General features: G+C 36.4%; 21 protein-coding genes. 7 read left to right on the top strand and 14 right to left on the bottom strand.

Annotated features, from left to right (window positions below; genetic code table 11):
- Positions 1 to 45 precede the first annotated feature (45 nt).
- The 4 genes from cas9 to arsC form a co-directional block, all read right to left on the bottom strand.
- Positions 46 to 3,210, bottom strand: a complete 3,165-nt coding sequence (gene cas9, locus ACFSAV_RS02570; RefSeq protein ID WP_379095845.1) for a type II CRISPR RNA-guided endonuclease Cas9 — start codon at positions 3,208 to 3,210, stop codon at positions 46 to 48.
- A 229-nt stretch (positions 3,211 to 3,439) separates the two neighbouring features.
- The gene (locus ACFSAV_RS02565; RefSeq protein ID WP_379095842.1) at positions 3,440 to 3,733 is read right to left on the bottom strand and encodes a DUF5377 family protein; all 294 of its coding nucleotides are present in this window, start codon (positions 3,731 to 3,733) and stop codon (positions 3,440 to 3,442) included.
- Positions 3,734 to 3,751: 18 nt separating this feature from the next.
- The gene (locus ACFSAV_RS02560) at positions 3,752 to 4,024 is read right to left on the bottom strand and encodes an alternative ribosome-rescue factor A (RefSeq protein WP_379095840.1); all 273 of its coding nucleotides are present in this window, start codon (positions 4,022 to 4,024) and stop codon (positions 3,752 to 3,754) included.
- A 77-nt stretch (positions 4,025 to 4,101) separates the two neighbouring features.
- A complete protein-coding gene (arsC, locus tag ACFSAV_RS02555; RefSeq protein ID WP_379095837.1) occupies positions 4,102 to 4,452 on the bottom strand; it encodes an arsenate reductase (glutaredoxin) in 351 nt (116 codons plus the stop codon).
- 79 nt (positions 4,453 to 4,531) lie between these two features.
- Here arsC and ACFSAV_RS02550 point away from each other — a divergent pair, with 79 nt between their 5' ends.
- A complete protein-coding gene (locus tag ACFSAV_RS02550; RefSeq protein ID WP_379095834.1) occupies positions 4,532 to 5,599 on the top strand; it encodes an AI-2E family transporter in 1,068 nt (355 codons plus the stop codon).
- Between the two features lie 171 nt (positions 5,600 to 5,770).
- Here ACFSAV_RS02550 and acrB read toward each other — a convergent pair whose 3' ends face one another.
- From acrB to priA, 6 genes are all read right to left on the bottom strand, one after another.
- Entirely contained in the window at positions 5,771 to 8,911 is a 3,141-nt protein-coding gene (gene acrB / locus ACFSAV_RS02545; RefSeq protein ID WP_379095831.1) for a multidrug efflux RND transporter permease subunit AcrB, read from the bottom strand.
- Between the two features lie 21 nt (positions 8,912 to 8,932).
- Positions 8,933 to 9,364 carry a GAF domain-containing protein gene (locus ACFSAV_RS02540; RefSeq protein WP_379095828.1) on the bottom strand — a complete coding sequence of 144 codons (432 nt, stop codon included), beginning with the start codon at positions 9,362 to 9,364 and terminating at the stop codon, positions 8,933 to 8,935.
- 27 nt (positions 9,365 to 9,391) lie between these two features.
- Positions 9,392 to 10,603: a multidrug efflux RND transporter periplasmic adaptor subunit AcrA gene (acrA, locus tag ACFSAV_RS02535; RefSeq protein WP_101774513.1), complete on the bottom strand. Its 1,212-nt coding sequence runs from the start codon at positions 10,601 to 10,603 to the stop codon at positions 9,392 to 9,394.
- Between the two features lie 31 nt (positions 10,604 to 10,634).
- Positions 10,635 to 11,198, bottom strand: coding sequence for a TetR/AcrR family transcriptional regulator (locus tag ACFSAV_RS02530; protein ID WP_379095825.1), 564 nt, complete (start codon positions 11,196 to 11,198; stop codon positions 10,635 to 10,637).
- Positions 11,199 to 11,355: 157 nt separating this feature from the next.
- Positions 11,356 to 12,156 carry a cell division protein FtsN gene (gene ftsN, locus ACFSAV_RS02525; protein ID WP_379095822.1) on the bottom strand — a complete coding sequence of 267 codons (801 nt, stop codon included), beginning with the start codon at positions 12,154 to 12,156 and terminating at the stop codon, positions 11,356 to 11,358.
- 79 nt (positions 12,157 to 12,235) lie between these two features.
- Positions 12,236 to 14,437 (bottom strand): primosomal protein N', encoded by a 2,202-nt coding sequence (gene priA, locus ACFSAV_RS02520; protein WP_379095819.1) that lies wholly within the window; start codon positions 14,435 to 14,437, stop codon positions 12,236 to 12,238.
- Between the two features lie 215 nt (positions 14,438 to 14,652).
- On the opposite strand from priA, the gene rpmE reads away from it, so the two are divergent.
- Positions 14,653 to 14,865, top strand: coding sequence for a 50S ribosomal protein L31 (gene rpmE, locus ACFSAV_RS02515; RefSeq protein ID WP_101774509.1), 213 nt, complete (start codon positions 14,653 to 14,655; stop codon positions 14,863 to 14,865).
- A gap of 151 nt (positions 14,866 to 15,016) precedes the next feature.
- On the opposite strand, the gene mutM is transcribed toward rpmE, so the two are convergent.
- The 4 genes from mutM to radC all read right to left on the bottom strand — a co-directional run bounded on the left by mutM (position 15,017) and on the right by radC (position 17,223).
- Entirely contained in the window at positions 15,017 to 15,829 is an 813-nt protein-coding gene (gene mutM / locus ACFSAV_RS02510) for a bifunctional DNA-formamidopyrimidine glycosylase/DNA-(apurinic or apyrimidinic site) lyase (protein ID WP_379095816.1), read from the bottom strand.
- 67 nt (positions 15,830 to 15,896) lie between these two features.
- Entirely contained in the window at positions 15,897 to 16,067 is a 171-nt protein-coding gene (gene rpmG, locus ACFSAV_RS02505) for a 50S ribosomal protein L33 (protein ID WP_049214582.1), read from the bottom strand.
- Between the two features lie 11 nt (positions 16,068 to 16,078).
- A complete protein-coding gene (gene rpmB / locus ACFSAV_RS02500) occupies positions 16,079 to 16,315 on the bottom strand; it encodes a 50S ribosomal protein L28 (protein ID WP_046339539.1) in 237 nt (78 codons plus the stop codon).
- Between the two features lie 242 nt (positions 16,316 to 16,557).
- On the bottom strand, positions 16,558 to 17,223 hold the full coding sequence (radC, locus tag ACFSAV_RS02495) for a RadC family protein (protein ID WP_101774507.1): 666 nt from the start codon (positions 17,221 to 17,223) through the stop codon (positions 16,558 to 16,560).
- A gap of 192 nt (positions 17,224 to 17,415) precedes the next feature.
- On the opposite strand from radC, the gene coaBC reads away from it, so the two are divergent.
- The 5 genes from coaBC to crp all read left to right on the top strand — a co-directional run bounded on the left by coaBC (position 17,416) and on the right by crp (position 20,943).
- Entirely contained in the window at positions 17,416 to 18,621 is a 1,206-nt protein-coding gene (gene coaBC / locus ACFSAV_RS02490; protein WP_379095813.1) for a bifunctional phosphopantothenoylcysteine decarboxylase/phosphopantothenate--cysteine ligase CoaBC, read from the top strand.
- Between the two features lie 339 nt (positions 18,622 to 18,960).
- A complete protein-coding gene (gene dut, locus ACFSAV_RS02485; RefSeq protein WP_379095810.1) occupies positions 18,961 to 19,416 on the top strand; it encodes a dUTP diphosphatase in 456 nt (151 codons plus the stop codon).
- 3 nt (positions 19,417 to 19,419) lie between these two features.
- Positions 19,420 to 20,019 (top strand): nucleoid occlusion factor SlmA, encoded by a 600-nt coding sequence (slmA, locus tag ACFSAV_RS02480; protein ID WP_379095807.1) that lies wholly within the window; start codon positions 19,420 to 19,422, stop codon positions 20,017 to 20,019.
- A 21-nt stretch (positions 20,020 to 20,040) separates the two neighbouring features.
- Complete coding sequence (locus ACFSAV_RS02475) at positions 20,041 to 20,259, top strand: YheU family protein (protein ID WP_379095804.1); 219 nt, start codon at positions 20,041 to 20,043, stop codon at positions 20,257 to 20,259.
- Between the two features lie 42 nt (positions 20,260 to 20,301).
- Positions 20,302 to 20,943, top strand: a complete 642-nt coding sequence (crp, locus tag ACFSAV_RS02470) for a cAMP-activated global transcriptional regulator CRP (protein WP_046339545.1) — start codon at positions 20,302 to 20,304, stop codon at positions 20,941 to 20,943.
- Positions 20,944 to 21,044: the final 101 nt, after the last annotated feature.

Genomic DNA, 21,044 nt, shown 5'->3' with positions numbered 1-21,044 from the left:
AAAAAAATCCCAATTTTCTCAAAAAGAAAATTGGGATTTAATTTGTTAACGAACAGGTTGTCTTTTACTCGGACGACACACTTGAATATTTTTGCCAAGCTCATCGACTTGATATCTATCAAAAGAAAGAGCTAATTTCACACCAACACGGTAAATACCATCTTTACCTTTTGAAATCGCAGAATCATGTTCTCTGATACTAATACTACCAGTTGCACGATCTAATCCTATATAGTAACCAAAAAAGCACTCTTTTTTGGTTTTTAATTCAACGAGATCATTTGGAAAAAGACTGAATTTAAAGACTGCACTTTCACCCATTTCTTCCCATTCATCCTCGTGTTTATTCGCAATAATCGCTTTATTAGGCAAAATACCTTTTGCTACTTGCCAAGTATAAATTGGCACTAAGAAAAATTTTCCATTTTTAACAAATACATCCGTCCTCACGATTGAGGCATTATCTGCGATCCCTTTACATTTATGCACAAGTACACCCGTTTTTTGTACCTGTTCTACTCTAACTGATTTTACCCGTTGACCTCCTTTTTTATAAAATGGCATAGCGAATGCTTTAGCGGGATCATTATTAAATTCAGTTAAACGAGTCTTTAAGGCATGATAAAGCTCACTTTCCCGCTCTCGATTAACCATATTTTCTAATAAATTTGGCTTTAACTGTGTCAATGGAACTTTTAAAACACTAACACCTTCTGATAAACGTTTGGCGGATTTAACGGTTTCCATATGGCCTTGACCACGCATTTTTCGTGTTGGTGCACGTGAAACAAATAAGGGTTGTACAAATTCATGATTTGCTTCTGGTCTATCTGGCAGCATCTTCTTCAATGTAATGTTAGGTTGGTCATCAAACACGCGTATATTCACATCTTCTCTAAAATATTGCCAAGGCTTCGGAAAATACAGAGGAATTATTTCTCCCGTTTCTTTATCAATTCTCTCTCCTGTAAACAGACTCATTTCTTCAAAACGAATAAAACGCGTAATTTTTTGTTGCATTGCCCTAGTAGTACAGGCAACAACAATCGCATCTAAAGCATGATGCCTATCGCTCTCACGTACTTTTGTGAATCCCCATTGACGACGTAATAGCGCGGTAATTTGACCATTTGAGGCAAAAACATTATGTTTCCCGTTCCCAACTAATTGCATATGAGTTGCAATATAATTTGACAAGAATTTAGCAATATAACGTGTATCATTTAAGTTTCGCTTAATAAAACTATCTTCATCTAATTTCTGAGTTAAAAGATGTTGTTTCTTAGCATGAGAAAAGCAACTTCCCATTACTAAAGCAACAAAACTTTTCCAGCGTGCTGAATTTTCCTCTCCCCTTAGCCATTCATAAGGTGTTCTATTTCCTCTTTCTTGATTTGTATTAGCCAGTACTAACACTTTATTATTAAAACTATCATCCCAAGTGCGCGAAAATGGGAGAGCATGATCAATTTCAACATAATCTTTTTCATTAAGGCGAGTAATATCTAAATCTTCACCAGAATAAAGACATTTTCTATGCTGTTGCTCATATAAACGCAACTTCAAAATATCTTTCGCTTTCGGTAGTCCGACAAAATCAGGAAAATCTTCTTGAAATTTTTTAACCGCTCTTTCTCGCTCACTACGATTTTCTTCTTGTCGTTTTTGAATTTCACGACGAGCTTTAAAGGACTTACCTAGTTCTCTACCTGTTTCAATATGTATACGCGCAGGTGAACCATATAAACGAACAATACCATTAATCACTTTACGAGCTTGAGAAAGTGTTCTTAATACAACGGGATTACGAACTTCATCAGCAGAAATCACTGGAAGGAAAATTTGTTCTTCTTTACTCTGTTTACCATAATGATCACCATAGATTTCTCTACATGCTTCATCATAGCGCTTACCTTGTTCCATCAATGGCAAAATTTTTCGTAAGCTTTGCAAAGATAGCTGAACAAACTTATCAAAATTTAACTGTTCTAATAGCGCCTGCAACACAGTATTTGGCAATTGACCATTTAGATATTTACTAATATCTTCATCTGTCTTATATAATGAAAATGCAGTCCCAATTTCATCTAATAATTCAGGTTTAGTTGCAAGTCCTTGCCATTCTGTTTTAAGCCCATTGCCTTCCAATGCTTTACGAATAGCGTGCCATGCTTTCAATTCCATGAATGTTGCTGACTCAGCATTATTTTGACTATAACGTAGATGCTTAAAAATTGTATTTTCTGGAAGTTGTAATAATTTTTTCACTTGTAGATAAGTTAACTTCGCTTTTTCATAAGGTTGATTAATCAATAATTGGCGCTCATCTTCTGTTAATCCACGTTCAATACCGTTTTCCAATATACGTAAATTATTCAGTTTAGTTAACCATACAAATCGCTCAGCGCTATAGGTATTTTTCGCCGCTTTATATTCTGTCGGTTCAAAAGTACATTTTCCTAACATTCTAAGAATAGCTTCGCCTGATAATGCAGGCTTTTGCCACATTAATAATTCCGTCATCCGCTGCTGTAAAATCTCACTTGCATCTTCATTGCCAAATTGACGCTGTTGAACAAAAAGTAAATTAAGTTCTTCTAAAAGATCTAATCGATTGAATGTATGGGTATAAGAACCACGTTGATTCCGAATGTGCCCCTCTTCCTCTGCAAATTTTTTCACCGCTAATTCAGCAGGGGTACGGTAAGATTCAGATTGTAATAACTGATGATTTTGGTTGACTCCAGACAACAAAGCGCCTAATTCTTTATTATCCGTTTTACTCTCATTTTTACGCTGAGAAAGATAACCACGATGTTTCAATAAATGTAATAAAACGGCGCTCCATTCTCTTGGTAATAATTTTCTTTCTAATCCTTCAACTCGTAAATGCCATACTTGGTTTGGCAACCCTTCGCTCAAATCGGATTGCGTAATCATCCCTTGTTGCTTAAATAAACGCTTTGCTAATAATAAACGATATGCTCGACGGCGGATTAAACGTCTCGTACTTCTTGCTAAACGGCGAGAAAGCGCTAAAGATTCACCAGTTTTAGGCACTTCTGCTCGTTCGAAAGTCCTTACTCCAACATCAATTAACCTCGTTGGGTATTCATTCTCATCAATTTCTACTACAGCCCAACCCACCGAAGCGATACCGAGATCTAATCCTAAAATATATTGAAATTTCTGATTTAATGGTTGCTGCATATTATTTTCCTTATTTTTATTGAAGAACATTCCCTCTAAATAGTTTAAAGCAAAAGCACAAAAGTGTTGATCATATTTATCTAATAATGTAGAGTGGTTCACATATTGTTGCACTGCGAAATGAGAGACGTTGCTACAATAAGGCTTCTGAAAAGAATGACCGTAACGCTCTGCCCCCTGTAATGAAAATTACAAGGGGCATCGTTTTTTTGAGGAATGATAAAAAATCTTAAGCTTGTACGCCTAAATTACCAATTTTGATACCAAGAAATCCCATACTAACAGGATCTAAATAATCACCTAAAAACTTAAAGAGTTCAGCTAAATCTGTAAAAGTGCGGTTAGTTTTAACTTGATCTTCTATTTTTCGCGTAAACTCATAGCTAATCCCATTACTATCAATATGTGCAGCTAGCGTGATGTAAATTGTTTCAAAGAAATGGCTATGTGTCCCTTCTTCACCTGGGTCACTAATTCTCACATTCCAATTATTACTAAATAATAATTTCGTTTGCATCGTCATAAATTTACCTCGCTGAGCTTAAATGAGTTGCATATTAATAAGAAAAAACGTGGCTATAAAAAACCCGATGATAAAATCTTTAACATTAAAAATTTTATCATCGGGCTTTGCAAAATATCGCCCTACATGTTTTTCTTTACGTTGATAACTCCCTTTGCCTTTACGTTTCTTTTCTACGCACTGGCGAAACAAAGGATCATGTAACAATGCTTGTAGTGCATTATCACGAATGACACCACATTGATGCTGATAAGGCAATGCGCTTTGCGGCATTTGCATTTTCTTTGCCATCGTTTTTCCTCAGTTAGTATTGTGATAAAAATGTTGCCAACTTGTAACAAACAAGCGAGCAACATTATAAAACGAAATTACAGAATCTCAAGTACACTTTCTGGTGGTCTTCCAATCTTTGCTCTTTCGCCATGTACTACGATCGGTCGTTCAAGCAGCGCTGAATACTGAGAAAGTGCCTCTAACAGCTGCGGCTCCGTAACTTCAGGCTTATCTAATCCTAAATTGCGATATAATTCATCTTGAGTACGCATCATCTCTCGTACACTACCTATACCTAATTTTTGCACTAGCGCTTGTAATTCTGGCACAGTAAATTGTTGTTCTAGATACAACTTAACTTGCGGCTGGATTTGCTTTTCTTCTAATAAGGTTAATGCCGCTCGGCTTTTTGAACAACGTGGGTTATGATAAATCGTAATCACCATAGAATTTCCTCGCTTAATGATATGATCTGCCTAGATTTTACCTTATAATCGAGCAAAATGCTTGAATTGAGGGAATATCATGTTTGAAATGTTAAAAAATTGGTATAACAACCGCTTTAGTGATCCGCAAGCAATGGGATTATTCGCTATTTTATTGTTTGGTTTTATATCAATCTATTTTTTCAGTCACTTAATTGCCCCGCTTTTAATTGCTATTGTATTAGCTTATTTACTTGAATGGCCAATTCGCATCCTCACTGAAAAGCTTAAACTACCACGTTTACTCTCTACAGCCTTAGTATTTGGTGGGTTTCTTGGTTTAATCTTAATTATTGTACTCGTTTTAATTCCAACCTTGTGGACTCAAACAATCAATTTAGTTACTGATCTTCCCCATATGTTTAATAAGCTAAATGAATGGCTGCTCTCATTACCAGAACATTATCCTGAACTTGTTGATTACCAAACTATTGATTCTGTTTTAAAAACAGTACGTGAAAAAATTCTCGCTTTCGGGGAATCTGCTTTAAAATTTTCGCTTACTTCATTACTCAGTTTAGTAACTTTAGGTATTTATGCCTTCTTAGTGCCTCTAATGGTATTTTTCTTACTAAAAGATAAAGATGAGCTAATTAAGGGAGTCAGTCGTTTTTTACCACGTAATCGTACACTAGCGTCAAATGTCTGGAAAGAAATGCAATTACAAATTGCCAATTATATTCGAGGTAAACTGGTTGAAATCATTATTGTGACAGCCGTTACTTATCTAATTTTCTTATTGTTTGGCTTGAATTATGCTTTATTATTGGCAGTTGCCGTTGGTTTATCAGTACTGGTTCCTTATATTGGTGCAGTATTAGTCACTATCCCTATTGCCTTAGTTGCTGCTGCACAATTTGGTGTTACACCAACATTTTGGTATCTATTGGCCGCCTATGTAGTTAGTCAGATTTTAGATGGTAACTTGTTAGTCCCATTTTTATTCTCCGAAGCCGTCAACTTACATCCTCTCTTTATCATTATTGCAGTACTTATTTTTGGTGGATTATGGGGTTTTTGGGGCGTATTTTTCGCAATTCCTCTAGCAACATTAGTCAAAGCCGTTGTTAACGCTTGGCCATCAAATGAATCACAAACTCATGTTTGAATAAAATAGTGTGGGTGTTCTAAAGAAACAAAATAATAATTCACTATTGATATAATCATTCTAGCTTAATACGAATACTCGAACAAAAGGGCGGATCAAAATTGATCTGCCCTTTGCAACTTTTGCATTTATCTAAGACCGCTTCAAAGTGCGGTCTGTTTTTGCAAAATTTTACTCTGAATGTACACTTTTCTCAGTTAAAGGCTTAATACTCTCATCAAATTCAGGCAAAGGTTTATGTTCTGTCGCAATGTAGCTGTAAATCACGGGTAACACAAACAAAGTAAATAATGTACCAATTGTTAGCCCAGATGCAATCACAATACCAATACTAAAACGAGATACGCCACCAGCACCAGAAGCAAACAACAATGGAATAACCCCAGCAACCATCGCTGCTGTTGTCATTAAAATTGGGCGCAAACGTACTTTAGCCGCTTCAGTAATGGCATCAATGCGATTTTTGCCATGATTTAATTGCTCCTCTTTTGCCACTTCACACATCAAAATACCATGTTTAGTGATCAATCCTACTAGAGTAATTAAGCCTACTTCAGAATAAATGTTCAATGTTGTGCCTGGGAATGAAATCACAATACCAAAAATTCGCAATATACCTGGCAGCATACTTCCTAAGAAATTCAATGTGAGTAACGCCCCGCTGACGGCTAACGGTACTGAGATCATAATCACTAATGGATCACGAATAGATTCAAACTGAATTGCTAATACTAAGAAAATAATGATAACAGCAAGTACAAAAGTAAACGCTAAAGCATTTCCTTCTTGTACTAATTGACGTGCTTCACCTGTAAAATCATAATTATATCCTTGTGGTAAATGTTCCTTCGCTGCGACTTTTAACCACTCAATAGCATCACCTGTACTTTTAGTTGGAAGAGGTACTGCACTAATTACAGCAGAATTCAATTGACTAAAACGAGGTAATGAAGTTGGCTGAGGCTCTAATGTCATCGTTAAAAAACTACTCAATGGTACCGATTGACCATTACTTGCCGTTACATAATAATTATTTAAACTCTCTGGCGATAAACGTTGATCACGTTTTACTTGCATAATAATACGGTATGCACGTCCATCAATATCTACCCGTTCAACTGTTGCTGCAGAAAGGAAACTACCTAAAGTGGCACTAATTTGTTGCATAGTGACACCATAAGTACCTGCTTTTTCCTTATCTACCGTAATGCGCATTTGTGCAGTATCAAATTTTAAATCTAACGCAGTATAAACAAAGTAACCTGATTTCTTCATTTCTTCTAATAAACTACCTGCCACATTAGCCAATTCTTGGTAGTTATTCGCAGTACTAATCACAAAGCCAATTGGAGGACCTTGCTCCCCTGTATTAATTTCAGGAAAATTAAAACCAGTAATCGAAATTTCAGGAATACTTGCTGCTTTTTTATTTAATTCATTTAATACTTCAGCCTGGCTACGACTCCGCTCATTCCAATCTTTTAATGTAATCACACTTAATGATTGATTACCACCAGGAATACCTGAAATTACCATCGAAAAATCAACTTCAGGTGTGTCTTTTAAAATCTGCTCGAACTCTTTCATTGCTCCTTGCACATAATCGACATTCACATTCGATGGCGAACGACCAATTGCCATAAACCCACCTTTGTCTTCAGCAGGTGTTAATTCACTAGAAAGTGAAGTAAATAAGAAAGGTAAAGTTACAAAAACAATTGCTGCAAACGCTAGCATACATTTACGGCTCGCCATAACAAGATTTAGTGCATAATTATAGCCGTTATTAATTTTCGTTAGCATTTGTTCAATGCACTGCTCTAAACGACTTGGATCTGTATGCGGTTTTAATAACTTACTGCTCATCATTGGAGATAACGTTAACGCTACAATACCTGAAATAAATACCGCACCCGCAAGTGTTAACGCAAATTCTTTAAATAATGCACCAGTAATTCCGTCCATTAATGCCATCGGTGAATATACTGCCATAAGTGCAATTGTCATTGAAATAACAGGTACGGCAATCTCACGTGTACCAATAATTGCAGCCCTAAAAGGGGTCTCTCCTAATTTAATATGACGGTCAACGTTTTCTAACACAACAATCGCATCATCTACGACAAGACCAATCGCTAAAATTAAAGCCAGTAAAGTCATTAAATTAATCGAGAAATCAAATGCTTGTAACAGCATAATCACCCCAATTAACGAAATCGGAATCGTAATGACAGGGATCAAAATTGCACGTAATGAGCCAATGAATAAAGTAATAACAACTAATACAATCAAGGTCGCTTCTAAAATTGTCTTAACAACTTCATCAATTGAGCTATTAATCGCAATAGTTGTATCGTATAAAATTTCCGCATCCATACTGTCTGGCAAATTGTTTTTAATTTGCTCATATAATGGACGCACATTCTCTGCAACAACAAGAGGATTAGCTGAAGATGTTGGATTAATTGCGAGTACAACAGACTCAAAACCATTCGCAACAGCACGAGTACTATCACTTGATTTATTTAACTCAACATCAGCAATATCACGCAAACGCACTAATTTATCGCCTTTAGAGCTAATAATCAGATTCCCTAGTTCCTCAACTGATTTTGTGGTAGTTTCAACTTTGTTTTTATAAGTGACATAGAAACCATTGTCATTACCTGCTGCGGTTTGTACATTATTAGAAGATAACGCACTTCTAACCGCCATTGCTGATAAATTTTGCGCCGCCATCTTAGCAGGATCAAGCCAAATCCGTAATGCATAATCAGACGCACCAAAAATTTGTACTTCTGCCACCCCTTCTATAGTAAAGAACTGTGGTTTAATCACCCGTTCAATATAATCTGTGACTTGACTTGCATCCAATTTAGTTGAATTAAATTGGATATACATCATCCCAGTTCCCCCTGTAGAAGAAGTAATAACGGGATCATCAATACCTGATGGTAATTGAGAACGAACAGAATTTACCTTCGCTAACACATCTGCTAATGCGGCATTTGGATCCGTATTTAGCTTCATCTTTACGGTAATTAACGAACTATTCGGACTACTTTTGGATGATAAATAATCGATGCTATCTGCCTGTGCAACAGCTTCTTCTAATTTCGAGGTCACAAAGGCTTGAATTAAACTAGCATCCGCACCAGGATAAACGGTAGACACATTAATTACTGTTGTAGTCATTTTTGGATATTCACGTACTGCTAGTTTTGCAATTGCTTGTAAACCTAAAATAATAATCAACAAACTAATCGAAACAGCCAATACAGGACGACGAATAAAAATATCGGTAAATCGCATTTTAAATCCCTATTCTTTTATTCAGATAAACTCAACGCATTTTTCTAAGAATTCAACATCTTCTGGACTAAATCTTGCCAAAAATGGAGAATCTACATCAAGCTCTGCAATCATCTCACCATCTCTAAAGATAGGTATCACTACCTCTGATTGTGATGCACTATCACAAGCAATGTGCCCATCAAACTGGTGAACATCATCTACAACCGTCGTTTTGCCTGTTTGCCATGTATAACCACATACACCTTTGCCAAAACTAATATCTGAACAAGCAACTTTGCCCTGAAAAGGACCTACTTTGAGTACACCATCTCGCACAATATAAAAGCCAACCCAATTCAGATTTGGCATATGCTCATATAAAAATGCTGACATATTAGCCATACGTGAAATCATATAGCTTTCAGGTGCCAACATTTCTTCTAATTGTTTTAATAATAAAGTGTAATTCATCAATTTTTCCCTATTTCTGACCGCACTTTATAAGTTTGTTTTTTCTGCAGGCTGAGCTGTACCTACGCCTACTTTATCAACAACTAACACTAAACTACCATTAGATAAATTTTGCTGACCACCTGTCACAATTCTATCGCCAAGTTTAATCTCATCTCCTTTCAACTGAGCATATACACCTTGACGATCTTTAGTAAACACAGTCACTTGTTTAACACGATAAGTCTTATCAAGATTATTACTATCGAAATCCTTACGACCCGCTAATACTTCACGTTCTTCTGCTGAAAGTGCTGTTAATACATAAGCAATTTCACCATACATGTTGTAACTCACTGCAACCTGTGGCACAACGACTTGATCATATTCTGTTGGTAAAGCAACACGTAAGCGAGTAAACATACCTGATAGCAATTTACGACCATCTTCAGGTTCAAACGTTGCCTGTACATCAATTAAGCCTGTTGCTGAACTAATCGCAGGTTCAATAGCTGTAATCTTAGCAGCGAACGTTTCTCCCGTACGTGCATCGGCAGTAGCCGTTACTTTTTGCCCAATATGCAGCTTATCTAATTGAGTTTGCGATAACGCAAAATCAATTTTCATCAAGCTCGTATCTTCGACCCTAACAATTTCCATTCCTGGATTCACGTATTGTCCTACATTGACTTTCACAATCCCTGCCTTACCATCAAAAGGAGCAACAATTTGTCGGCGTTCAATTGATGATTTCAACGCAGCAATATTAGCCACTAATGCATCATAAGCAGATTTTGCGTTATCAAGCTCTTGTTGTGATACGCTTTTTGTTTTATATAAAGATAAATAACGCTGATAAGTGGCTTTAACAGACGCAAGTTGTGCTTGTGAAGCTTGTAAATTTGCCATTTCTACCGCACTATCTAATGCAACTAACACATCACCTTTTTTCACAATCTGCCCAGATTGAACAAGAACTTTACTTACCGCACCTGAAGTTTGAGCACTCAACATCGCGCCTTGATTAGGGCGAACTAGACCCGTTGTTTCGATCACAGGTGTCCATTGCTGACTAATAACCGTCATTGCAGTAACGGGATAAGCTTTTTCTCCCATATTTGAAATAAACTTTTCAACCATTTTAGCTTGAATAATATTGAAAACGATCACACCAGCAAACACTAATACGATGATTCCAAGAATAATTTTCATCAAAAAAACGTGAGAACGTTTTGGTTGAGTTGCTTGAGTTTCACTCATACAGAGGCTCCGTAAAATATCACTATATAAATTATTTCTGTATCGCACACCAAGTACGTTGGATCACTGATTCAAGAATCTCAGTGGAAAGTAATTCTTTAAAATACACTTTCTTCCATGCAATTTGGATTGCACTGTCTAAACCTAATGTAAATAGAACATTGGTCGGCAAATTACAAAGTTCGCCAGCATTCTGCGCGCGCTCACAAAATACAGTCCAATGACTACGATCCCATTCTTTGATTACCGTATCAAAACCAGGTAAAGATTGATATTGGTGCATATTTAATAAGATGTTTGGATTTTCTTCTAAAAAGTGCCAAACATTCCACCACATTTGACGATATTGCTCAAAAAAACTCTGATTAGCATCATAATTTTTTTCGAGCGCACGCTGAAAACGTGTAAATACTTGCCGAGCAAATTGTTCGAGTAACTGCTCTTTACACTTAAAATAAATGTAAATCGTCCCCGGCGAGATCTTTGCTGCCTTTGCAATTTTATGCATTGACAAATTATGTAAGCCATCTTTTGCCATCAGCTGATCTATCGCCATAAAAATATGCTCGGTCATATCTAAATCAGATTGACGCATAATAAATATTGAATAAATGTAATTGGAAATTAAGGTAGGTCACAAACAGACAAAACATAGCTGAATGAACGTTCGTTCATTTTAAGGATTTTTTACATTTACGCAAGTCGAAAAACAAAAAACGTGGGTAATTTACCCACGTTTTTTTTAACTTACCTTACATGCCAATAACAACACAATTAGTAATAGCTTTGGTCTTTTCCTGTGCTTTCACTGCTGAAGCACGATCGCCAATAGGTCCAACAATCACTCGATTCCACTCTTCACTTGAATTCACACGAGCATGTAATCCTTTCATGGTTAAACGTGCTTGCAAATTTTCCGCCTGCGTTTTATTTTTAAAAGCACCACATTGCAAACCATATTTTCTCTCACTTGTAGTGATATTCACAACTTCTGCTTTATCAACTTTCTTAACAGGCTCTACTTTAATCGGCTCTTTGGCAAGCTCTGCTTTTTTTACCTCAACTACTGCCACAGGTTTATTGACAGGCTTGTTCGCTTCTGCTTTGGCATCAATCGCTTTCGGTGTCGAAAGTGCGGTTTCTTTTAACGTAATTTCTTCTGTTTTCTTTATTGTTTCTTGCTGCTTCAAACGTGCTTGCTCTGCGGCCTTTTGCTCTTGCTCCATTGCTAACAAAATTTTCTTTTGTTCTTCCGTCAAGCGCATATTTTTATCTAAAGATTTTGGATCATCATTTACTGGCACAGTACGTGTTTCTAATGCTTGAATGTAGCTCCACACTTCCTCTGGCCGGTTTGGCAACACGCTTTGCGGTTGAGTATTATCTACTTTGGGGACAACAACTACTTTTTCTGGTGCTTTTTCTTTCATTAAAAATAAAGCAATTGCGAAACCAGCAATTAATACACCAGCAATCAACAATAATGTAATTTTATTTGTTCCTTTTTTACTTTTCTTCTTACTGCCACGACGGGCATAATCTCGTCTTGCCACGCTAAAAACCTATTCCTAACATAATTTGTAAAAAATCTGTGCAATTTTACTGAAAAAACCCTGTTAACTCAAACCAAAGCTAAGTTAAATCAAGCGGATCAACATCTAATACACAACGTACTTGCCCAAATTTAACTGGTTGTGCTTGCTGAAATGCAGATAACGCACGTTGTAGTTGCTGCTTTGAAGGATGTTGTAATAATAACTGCCAACGATATTGCCCTGCTTTTTTACTAAAAGGAGCCACGATAGGTCCCAAGATAGACAAATCAGCTTTTTCTCTTTCATTCCAGCGCTCAAAATAACAGGCAACTTGTTGCAAAACTTGTTCAGCTTCTTGTCCATGGCGACTTTGTGCTTTAAATAAAGCCTGTGCACTGAAAGGAGGTAATCCCATATTTTGACGTAACATTAGCGACTGCTGCGCAAATTCATCATAACCTCGAGTCAACAAAGTTTGTAACAGTGGATGATCTGGATAATGCGTTTGCAGTACTACCTCACCTTGCTTTTCCATACGCCCAGCACGCCCAGCAACTTGTACATAAAGTTGTGCTAAGCGTTCTTCAGCACGAAAATCCACCGAAAATAACGCACTATCAACATTTACTAAGGCAACTAAAGTCACATCAGGGAAATGATGCCCTTTTGCTAACATTTGTGTACCAATTAAAATTTGGCTTCGTCCTTGTTGAATATCCGCTAAATATGCATCTAATTTCCCCTTACGAGCAGTGCTATCCCGATCGATTCGCGTCACTTTATATTGTGGAAAATAAGTATTTAAAGTCAATTCTAGTTGCTCAGTACCCAACCCTGTTGTTATTAAATGAGTAGAACCACAATGTTCACACTGTATTGGAATTGGTTTTTGAGAAGAACAGTGGTGACAACGCAATGCACGTTGATGTTGATGATAAGTATAAGGCTTATCACAATGTTGACATTCTGTGATCCAACCACATTCATGACATAGTAATACTGGTGCAAAACCACGCCGATTTAAAAACAGCAATACTTGATTACCTTTTTGTAAATGTCGTTCCATTTGTGTTAACAAATGTTCAGACAAACCGTTATGTAATCGCTGCTGCCTTAAATCAATCACAGAATGGCGAAGTGCGGTCGAATTTACCGCTTTTTTAGATAAAACTAAATGTCGATATTTACCATTAGTGACATTATTTAAACTTTCTAAACTTGGCGTTGCCGATCCCATTAACACAGGAATATTTAATTGCCTTGCCAAAACGACTGACAAATCACGAGCATGATAACGAAAACTGTCTTGCTGTTTAAAAGACATATCATGTTCTTCATCAATCACGATCAAGCCAAGATCACGAAATTGAGTAAATAATGCTGATCTCGTACCAATAACAATAGCACTCTGCCCTGTTCGAGCACGCTGCCACACTTGTAAACGTTGCGTATCATTTAAGTTAGAATGTAGCGTATCAATAACAACATTAAAACGTGCAGCAAAACGCTGCACTGTTTGCGGCGTTAAGCCAATCTCAGGAACAAGCACTAATACTTGCTTTCCCCTATTCAACACTTCTTCAATAAACTGCAAATAAATTTCAGTTTTGCCTGAGCCTGTTACACCATCAAGCAACCAAGCAGAAAACCCATCGTTAAACACAAGCTGACTAAAAACAAGTGCTTGTTGTTTATTTAATATTAAACGATTTTCATTATTGACTATGGGCTGTTGTCCTAAGTGCGTTTGCCACATTCGAGAAGAAGAAACCACTTCAACTTCAGTAATATACTGCTTTTGTTTTAGACTAGAAAAAATGCCTGAACTGAAAGAATTATTTCCCTTTTCTAATGGTGCCAAAGACAATGCAGTTAAAGCTTCAAACTGTTTTTTAGCACGCGTTAACTTAGCCCGCTGCAAAGCCTGTTCACCAAGTGCGGTCAATTTCCAAAAAATTTTACTTTTTTCTACCGCACTTTCCCCCTGACGCAACTTTACAGGTAACGCTTGAAATAAAACTTCACCTAATGGACTTTGATAATAATTTGCTGCCCAATGTAACAAATCCCAACTTGCTTGATTAAATAGAGAATGTTGATCTATTACCTCAAATACGGACTTAAGTTGTGCTTCTGGCACATCTGTCTGCTGAGGAAAATCCACTACAATCCCAACCCGTTTCTGTGTACCAAAAGGCACCACAACCCGCCCTCCTATCACAGCATTAAGTTCTGAAGGCAAAAAGTAATCAAAAAAACGAAATAACGGCACAGCAAGTGCAATACGGATGAGTTGCATAGTTTGGTCAATGAATGGTCAAGGTCTCCGAAATTCACAGAAATATAGCACTCCTGAATATCTTTGTCTATTTAGGTAATTTGGCTTGAATATTCGATCATTTTTTTGTAGAATTTGCCACCTTACACATAACTTGCCATTTTGGCGTAATATTAACTACACGCGGTGTCAGTCTCTGAACTCGATAGCGGCGTGGCTTCAAATCGAGGTTTTCCATGAAACAAGGTATTCACCCTAATTATGTAGAAATTACTGCAACCTGCTCTTGTGGTAATGTGATTAAAACTCGCTCAACTGTGGGTAAAGATTTAAATCTAGACGTTTGTGGCAATTGCCACCCATTCTATACTGGTAAACAACGTGTTGTTGATACTGGTGGTCGTGTAGAACGTTTCAACAAACGTTTCAACATTCCAGGTACAAAATAATAACTAGTAAAAAATTAAACCCTGCTTCAACAGGGTTTAATTTTTTACATCACTAACGTCTTAATAACCAAAGCTTATTTCTAAATACAAGTAAGCTACTAGCATTGATTAAAATAATAATTAAGATATACAATTCCACGTAATTTTTTATTTAAACTACCTGACATTTCGGACAATAAAAGCTATTTCTTTGTCCGATAACAACACTTTCAATTTTTGTAGCACATTTTGGGCAAGGTTTGCCTTTATTCCCATAAACTAATAGTTCTTGAGCAAAATATCCAGGACGCCCATCAGGTTGAAGGAAATCTTTTAGAGTCGTTCCTCCTTGTTGAATTGCTGTAGCAAGTACTTTTTTTACCATATCAACGAGTTGAATACATTGCGCTTTTGTTAAAGTACCAGCCTGTTTCTGTGGATGTAATCCACATAAAAATAAGGTCTCATTAGCATAAATATTACCTACACCAACAACAATCGCATTATCCATTAGAAAAGTCTTAAGTGCAGTCACTTTTTTACGGCTTTTTCTCCATAAATAGTCAGCATTAAACATCTCAGAAAGTGGTTCTGGTCCTAACTTTTGAAATAAATGAAAATCATCTAATGTATCTGCCCATAACCATGCACCGAAACGACGTGGATCGTTATAGCGCAGAATCTTGCCATTATTCATTACAATATCAAGATGATCATGTTTATCAATAGAATCTGACAGCTCAACGATTCGTAAAGTTCCTGACATACCTAAATGCCCAATAATGTAACCGCACTCAATATGAATGATAAGATATTTAGCACGCCGACTAAGTCCTGTGACTTTTTGCTGAACAATAGATATTAACTCATTACTCACCATCCAGCGTAATTTAGGTTGGCGTACAATAACTTTTTCTATGATAAAACCATCAAGATAAGGCGCAATACCATTTTTTGTTGTTTCAACTTCAGGTAATTCAGGCATGATGAATCCTTAAATTTTTGTTATAAAAAAACCCGAACATTGTCGGGCTTTTGATATTCCACCAAAATTATTTGATTTTAGCTTCTTTATAAATAACGTGTTTACGCACTACAGGATCATATTTTTTGATTTCCATTTTTTCAGGCATATTACGTTTATTTTTAGTAGTAGTATAAAAATGACCAGTTTCAGCAGTTGAAACTAATTTAATTTTCTCACGAGGTCCTTTAGCTGCCATTTTTTAGCTCCTTAGATTTTCTCGCCACGAGCACGGATATCAGCTAAAACTGCATCAATGCCTTTTTTATCAATAATACGCATACCTTTCGCAGTTAAGCGTAAAGTTACGAAACGTTTTTCACTCTCAACCCAGAAACGGTGAGTGTGTAAGTTTGGAAGAAAACGACGACGAGTCGCATTCATAGCGTGTGAACGGTTGTTACCAACAGTTGGACGCTTGCCTGTTACTTGACAGACTCTAGACATATTAATCTCCAATAAATCAAATATAAGCTCGAGCTTAGGGTTCGGATTACTTCAAAATTGCCTTCATTCTTAATGTTATCAATTTCGATAGCTACCTCGTCAGGTCGCTGTAACCGACCCGCATACTATATTAAAGGTGGTGAATTATACTCACTTTATGTTTTATTCTCAAGCCTAAATACTACATTTCCCCAAATAAATATGAAAATTTTATATGAGAAATCGAATCATAATTGAAAAGACTATAACAGTCCATTTTCAGCAAAAGAGTAATAATTACCTTTGCCAATCACAAAATGATCTAGGACCCGAATCTCAACTAATTCTGCTGCATTTTGAATGGTTTGAGTAATTCTTTTATCAGAAATACTAGGATCAGCTAGCCCAGAAGGATGATTATGCGCTAAAATTAATGCAGCAGCATTACAATAAAGTGCACTTTTAATAATTTCTCGTGGATAAACAGAAGCGGTATTAATTGTACCTAAAAACATTTCTTCTTGTTTAATTAAACGATGTTGATTATCTAAAAATAACACGAGAAAAATTTCTCTTTCTTTGTGCTCCAAAGCCATTTGTAAATAAAATCTCACATTTTCAGAGCTTTCAAACGCATGTGTAAGTTCTAATTCCTCTAATAAATAGCGTTTAGTCATTTCAGTACAAGCTTGTAATTGAATAAACTGAGTAATCCCAATCCCCTTTACTGCACAAAAATTTTTTTGTGTTGCTGAAATTAATCCTCGTAATGAACCAAAATATTGTAAAACTTGTTGAGATAAACTCATCACAGGGCAACCTTTGATTCCTGTTCGTAAAAAAATAGCTAAAAGCTCCTCATCAGTAAGCGTGCTTGCGCCAAATTGCAATAATTTTTCACGCGGCATTAGAGCTATTCTTTCATTCATTTTATTTGACAATGTGTTTTTCCCTTAACTCACTAGAACAAGTGAAAAAATTAACAAACTACTTTTTAAAATAACATTCACACCGCAAGGTTTTACAACACAGATCGCAAAAATACAATTCTTTCTTCAAGAAAATTACAGTAGAATAAGGAATTCATTCATTTGAATAAAAATTCAGCAGAAGGATTCACAATGCAACAGCTTCAATCAAAACGAATTGTAGTCGGGATTACAGGTGGTATTGCAGCCTATAAGTCCATTGAATTAATCCGTTTATTGCGTAAAAGCAACACGGAAGTACGAGTTGTTGTAACTCCTGCTGCTGCTGAATTTGTTACACCGTTGACGTTACAAGCTATTTCAGGTAATGCTGTATCGCAATCCTTATTAGATCCACAAGCAGAGCTTGCTATGGGGCATATCGAATTAGCCAAATGGGCAGATGCAATTGTGATTGCACCAGCAAGTGCGGATTTCCTCGCACGCTTAACCGTAGGCATGGCAAATGACTTACTTTCTACTCTCTGTTTAGCGACAACTGCCCCAATTTTGCTTGCTCCTGCGATGAATCAACAAATGTTTGCGCAATCCATAACTCAGCAAAACCTGACCGCACTTTCTGTCCGAGGAATGACTTTTATTGGACCAAATAGTGGCGAACAAGCCTGTGGTGACAAAGGTTTTGGGCGAATGTCAGAACCGCAAGAAATTTATGATGCACTCAGCAAGCTTTTTAACCAACAGCAAGATCTCTCTCACTTATCTGTTGCGATTACTGCGGGACCAACACGTGAAGCTATTGATCCTGTTCGTTATATAAGCAATCATAGTTCTGGCAAAATGGGCTTTGCTATTGCACGAGCCTTTGCTAAAAGGGGCGCAAAAGTTACTTTAATTACTGGTCCGGTTAATTTAGCTACCCCATCAAATGTTAGACGAATTGATGTAACATCCGCTCAAGAAATGTACCAACAAGCACTTCAAAGCGCGATCGAACATCAGCTTTTTATTGGTTGTGCCGCTGTAGCAGATTATCGCGTTGCTGAAATTGCCCAACAAAAAATAAAAAAATCAGACAATGAAATTAACCTAACACTCATTAAAAATCCTGACATTATTGCTGATGTAGGGCATTTAACAGTAAATCGTCCATTCACTGTTGGCTTTGCTGCAGAAACACAGCACATCGAACAATATGCCCAAGATAAGTTGCAACGTAAAAGACTTGATATGATTTGTGCTAATGATGTGTCAGGAGGACAGGTATTTGGTCAAGAGCAGAATAGCCTACATTTGTTTTGGCTACAAGGTAATAAAAAGTTGCCATTAACAAATAAGAACGAACTAGCCAAACAACTTGTTAATGAAATCATCGCTCGTTTCAAAGAAGTACAATAATGTATCTTAAAGTTACTCATCAACATCTTGGTAGAACGCTGTTTGCAAGTTTTGGTAAAAACCCTCAAAAAAGCTTGTACACAATATCCACATTGGTATTTCTGTATTATTAACAACAGCAAACTTATGTTCCTATACATTTTGTTTACGATAATGTATTAGTTAGAGATTATAACCCTACAGAATTAGTTGTTGAGGCAGGCGAACAGGTTAAGTTATTAGAACTTCACTATCAATAAGCAATAGTTAGAAAAAGTTATCAAGGTTGGTTACCTTGTGAAATATTAATATCATCATAAAATATGGTGTATCACGTTTTTTAAGAAAATAGGAAAAATAATGAAAAAAATTGATGTCAAAATTCTCGATCAACGTATTGGCTCTGAATTTCCCTTACCAACTTATGCTACAACAGGCTCAGCAGGTCTTGATTTAAGAGCATTAATTGATGAACCAATCACTGTCGCAGCAGGGCAAACATTGTTAATCCCAACAGGGTTATCTATCTATATTGCAGATCCTAATCTTGCAGCAGTGATTTTACCTCGTTCTGGACTTGGTCATAAACATGGTATTGTATTAGGTAATTTAGTAGGCTTGATTGATTCAGACTATCAAGGTCCATTAATGGTTTCGTTATGGAATCGTAGTAATGAACCTTTTAAAATTGATATTGGTGACCGTATTGCACAGTTAGTTTTTGTACCTGTTGTTCAAGCTGAATTTAATCTTGTCAACGAATTCACACAAACTGATCGTAGTGAAGGTGGTTTTGGTCATTCAGGTAAAAAATAAATCATGGAAAAGCCAGCAAAACGTAGTCTGAAGGAACGACGCCAGCAAGTTCTTACTGTCCTTACTCATATGTTACATTCTGAACGAGGAATGGAACGTATGACAACCGCTCGAATTGCTGAGGAAGTAGGTGTTTCAGAAGCAGCACTGTATCGTTACTATCCAAGTAAAACAAAGATGTTCGAAGCACTGATCGATAATTTAGAAAATCATTTATTTACTCGTATCACACAATCTGTAAAAAATGAAACTAACACGGCAGCACGCATTCATAATATTATGCAGATGATTTTAGATTTTGCCCGTAAAAATCCAGGATTAACTCGTATTTTAACTGGGCATGCATTAATGTTTGAAGAACCACAATTACAAGCACGGGTTGCACAGTTTTTTGATCGCCTTGAGCTTCAATTTGTAAATATTTTGCAAATGCGAAAGTTACGAGAAGGAAAAGGTTTTCAGTATGATGAACGAGTCATTGCCTCACATCTCGTTAGCTTGTGCGAAGGACATTTCATGCGCTATGTACGCTCTAATTTCCGCCATTCACCAAACCAGAGTTTTGAGCAACAATGGCGATTAATTGAAACGTTATTTGCATAAAATGTAAATTTAGGTAAGAATATGATTATTCCTTGGCAAGAATTAGACGAAGAAACACTCAATAATATTGTTGAAAGTTTCATTTTAAGAGAAGGAACAGATTACGGTGTACAAGAACTTCCTCTCGCACAAAAAAAACAAAATTTAATTTCTCAAATTCAACAAGGAAATATCGTGATAGTTTGGTCTGAACTGCACGAATCAATTGATATTAAAGACAAAATGGACTTGCTTAAATAATTCTACTTTGTCGGAAACAAAATTAGTTTATGGAGGTCTTCCGTGCAAGAACAAATGCAAACTACTCAATCGATAGATCCCACCTTAGAATGGTTTCTATCTCATTGCCATATTCATAAATATCCTTCCAAAAGTACATTGATTCATGCAGGTGAAAAAGCTGAAACACTTTATTATTTAATTAAAGGATCTGTTGCTGTTTTAGTCAAAGACGAAGATGGCAAAGAAATGATTTTGACCTATTTAAGCCAAGGTGATTTCTTTGGTGAAGCAGGATTATTCGAAGAAGGGCAATTACGTTCTGCTTGGATTAAAGCCAAAAGCCCTTGTGAAATTGCAGAAATTTCTTATAAAAAATTCCGTCAATTGATCCAAGTAAACCCTGATATATTAATGCATTTATCTGCGCAACTTGCACGTCGTTTACAAAATACATCAAGACAAGTGAGTAATCTCGCTTTTTTAGATGTGACAGGTCGTATTGCTCAAACATTATTAAATCTTGCTAAAATGCCAGAAGCAATGACACACCCCGATGGTATGCAAATTAAAATTACTCGCCAAGAAATTGGTCAAATGGTTGGCTGTTCACGTGAAACAGTAGGGCGAATTCTCAAAATGTTAGAAGATCAACATTTAATTTCTGCACATGGTAAAACCATCGTTGTCTACGGTACCCGTTAAGTTTTGATGATAAAAGTGCGGTCATTTTTGACCGTATTTTTTATCCATGAAATAATGCTTAATAATTCTTATTTCTATTTAAAAGTGATAATCTATCCGAA

This window comes from Pasteurella oralis (assembly GCF_042681465.1).
GTDB lineage: Bacteria > Pseudomonadota > Gammaproteobacteria > Enterobacterales > Pasteurellaceae > Pasteurella > Pasteurella oralis.
Note: the sequence above shows the minus strand (reverse complement) of the source record. Positions and strands in the feature narration are given on the sequence as shown.

What these genes read in the sequence shown, in the direction of transcription:
- cas9 (WP_379095845.1), bottom strand. Translation starts at nt 3,210, where the DNA reads ATGCAGCAACCATTAAATCAGAAATTTCAATATATTTTAGGATTAGAT.
- ACFSAV_RS02565 (WP_379095842.1), bottom strand. Translation starts at nt 3,733, where the DNA reads ATGACGATGCAAACGAAATTATTATTTAGTAATAATTGGAATGTGAGA.
- ACFSAV_RS02560 (WP_379095840.1), bottom strand. Translation starts at nt 4,024, where the DNA reads ATGGCAAAGAAAATGCAAATGCCGCAAAGCGCATTGCCTTATCAGCAT.
- arsC (WP_379095837.1), bottom strand. Translation starts at nt 4,452, where the DNA reads ATGGTGATTACGATTTATCATAACCCACGTTGTTCAAAAAGCCGAGCG.
- ACFSAV_RS02550 (WP_379095834.1), top strand. Translation starts at nt 4,532, where the DNA reads ATGTTTGAAATGTTAAAAAATTGGTATAACAACCGCTTTAGTGATCCG.
- acrB (WP_379095831.1), bottom strand. Translation starts at nt 8,911, where the DNA reads ATGCGATTTACCGATATTTTTATTCGTCGTCCTGTATTGGCTGTTTCG.
- ACFSAV_RS02540 (WP_379095828.1), bottom strand. Translation starts at nt 9,364, where the DNA reads ATGAATTACACTTTATTATTAAAACAATTAGAAGAAATGTTGGCACCT.
- acrA (WP_101774513.1), bottom strand. Translation starts at nt 10,603, where the DNA reads ATGAGTGAAACTCAAGCAACTCAACCAAAACGTTCTCACGTTTTTTTG.
- ACFSAV_RS02530 (WP_379095825.1), bottom strand. Translation starts at nt 11,198, where the DNA reads ATGCGTCAATCTGATTTAGATATGACCGAGCATATTTTTATGGCGATA.
- priA (WP_379095819.1), bottom strand. Translation starts at nt 14,437, where the DNA reads ATGCAACTCATCCGTATTGCACTTGCTGTGCCGTTATTTCGTTTTTTT.
- rpmE (WP_101774509.1), top strand. Translation starts at nt 14,653, where the DNA reads ATGAAACAAGGTATTCACCCTAATTATGTAGAAATTACTGCAACCTGC.
- mutM (WP_379095816.1), bottom strand. Translation starts at nt 15,829, where the DNA reads ATGCCTGAATTACCTGAAGTTGAAACAACAAAAAATGGTATTGCGCCT.
- rpmG (WP_049214582.1), bottom strand. Translation starts at nt 16,067, where the DNA reads ATGGCAGCTAAAGGACCTCGTGAGAAAATTAAATTAGTTTCAACTGCT.
- rpmB (WP_046339539.1), bottom strand. Translation starts at nt 16,315, where the DNA reads ATGTCTAGAGTCTGTCAAGTAACAGGCAAGCGTCCAACTGTTGGTAAC.
- radC (WP_101774507.1), bottom strand. Translation starts at nt 17,223, where the DNA reads ATGAATGAAAGAATAGCTCTAATGCCGCGTGAAAAATTATTGCAATTT.
- coaBC (WP_379095813.1), top strand. Translation starts at nt 17,416, where the DNA reads ATGCAACAGCTTCAATCAAAACGAATTGTAGTCGGGATTACAGGTGGT.
- dut (WP_379095810.1), top strand. Translation starts at nt 18,961, where the DNA reads ATGAAAAAAATTGATGTCAAAATTCTCGATCAACGTATTGGCTCTGAA.
- slmA (WP_379095807.1), top strand. Translation starts at nt 19,420, where the DNA reads ATGGAAAAGCCAGCAAAACGTAGTCTGAAGGAACGACGCCAGCAAGTT.
- ACFSAV_RS02475 (WP_379095804.1), top strand. Translation starts at nt 20,041, where the DNA reads ATGATTATTCCTTGGCAAGAATTAGACGAAGAAACACTCAATAATATT.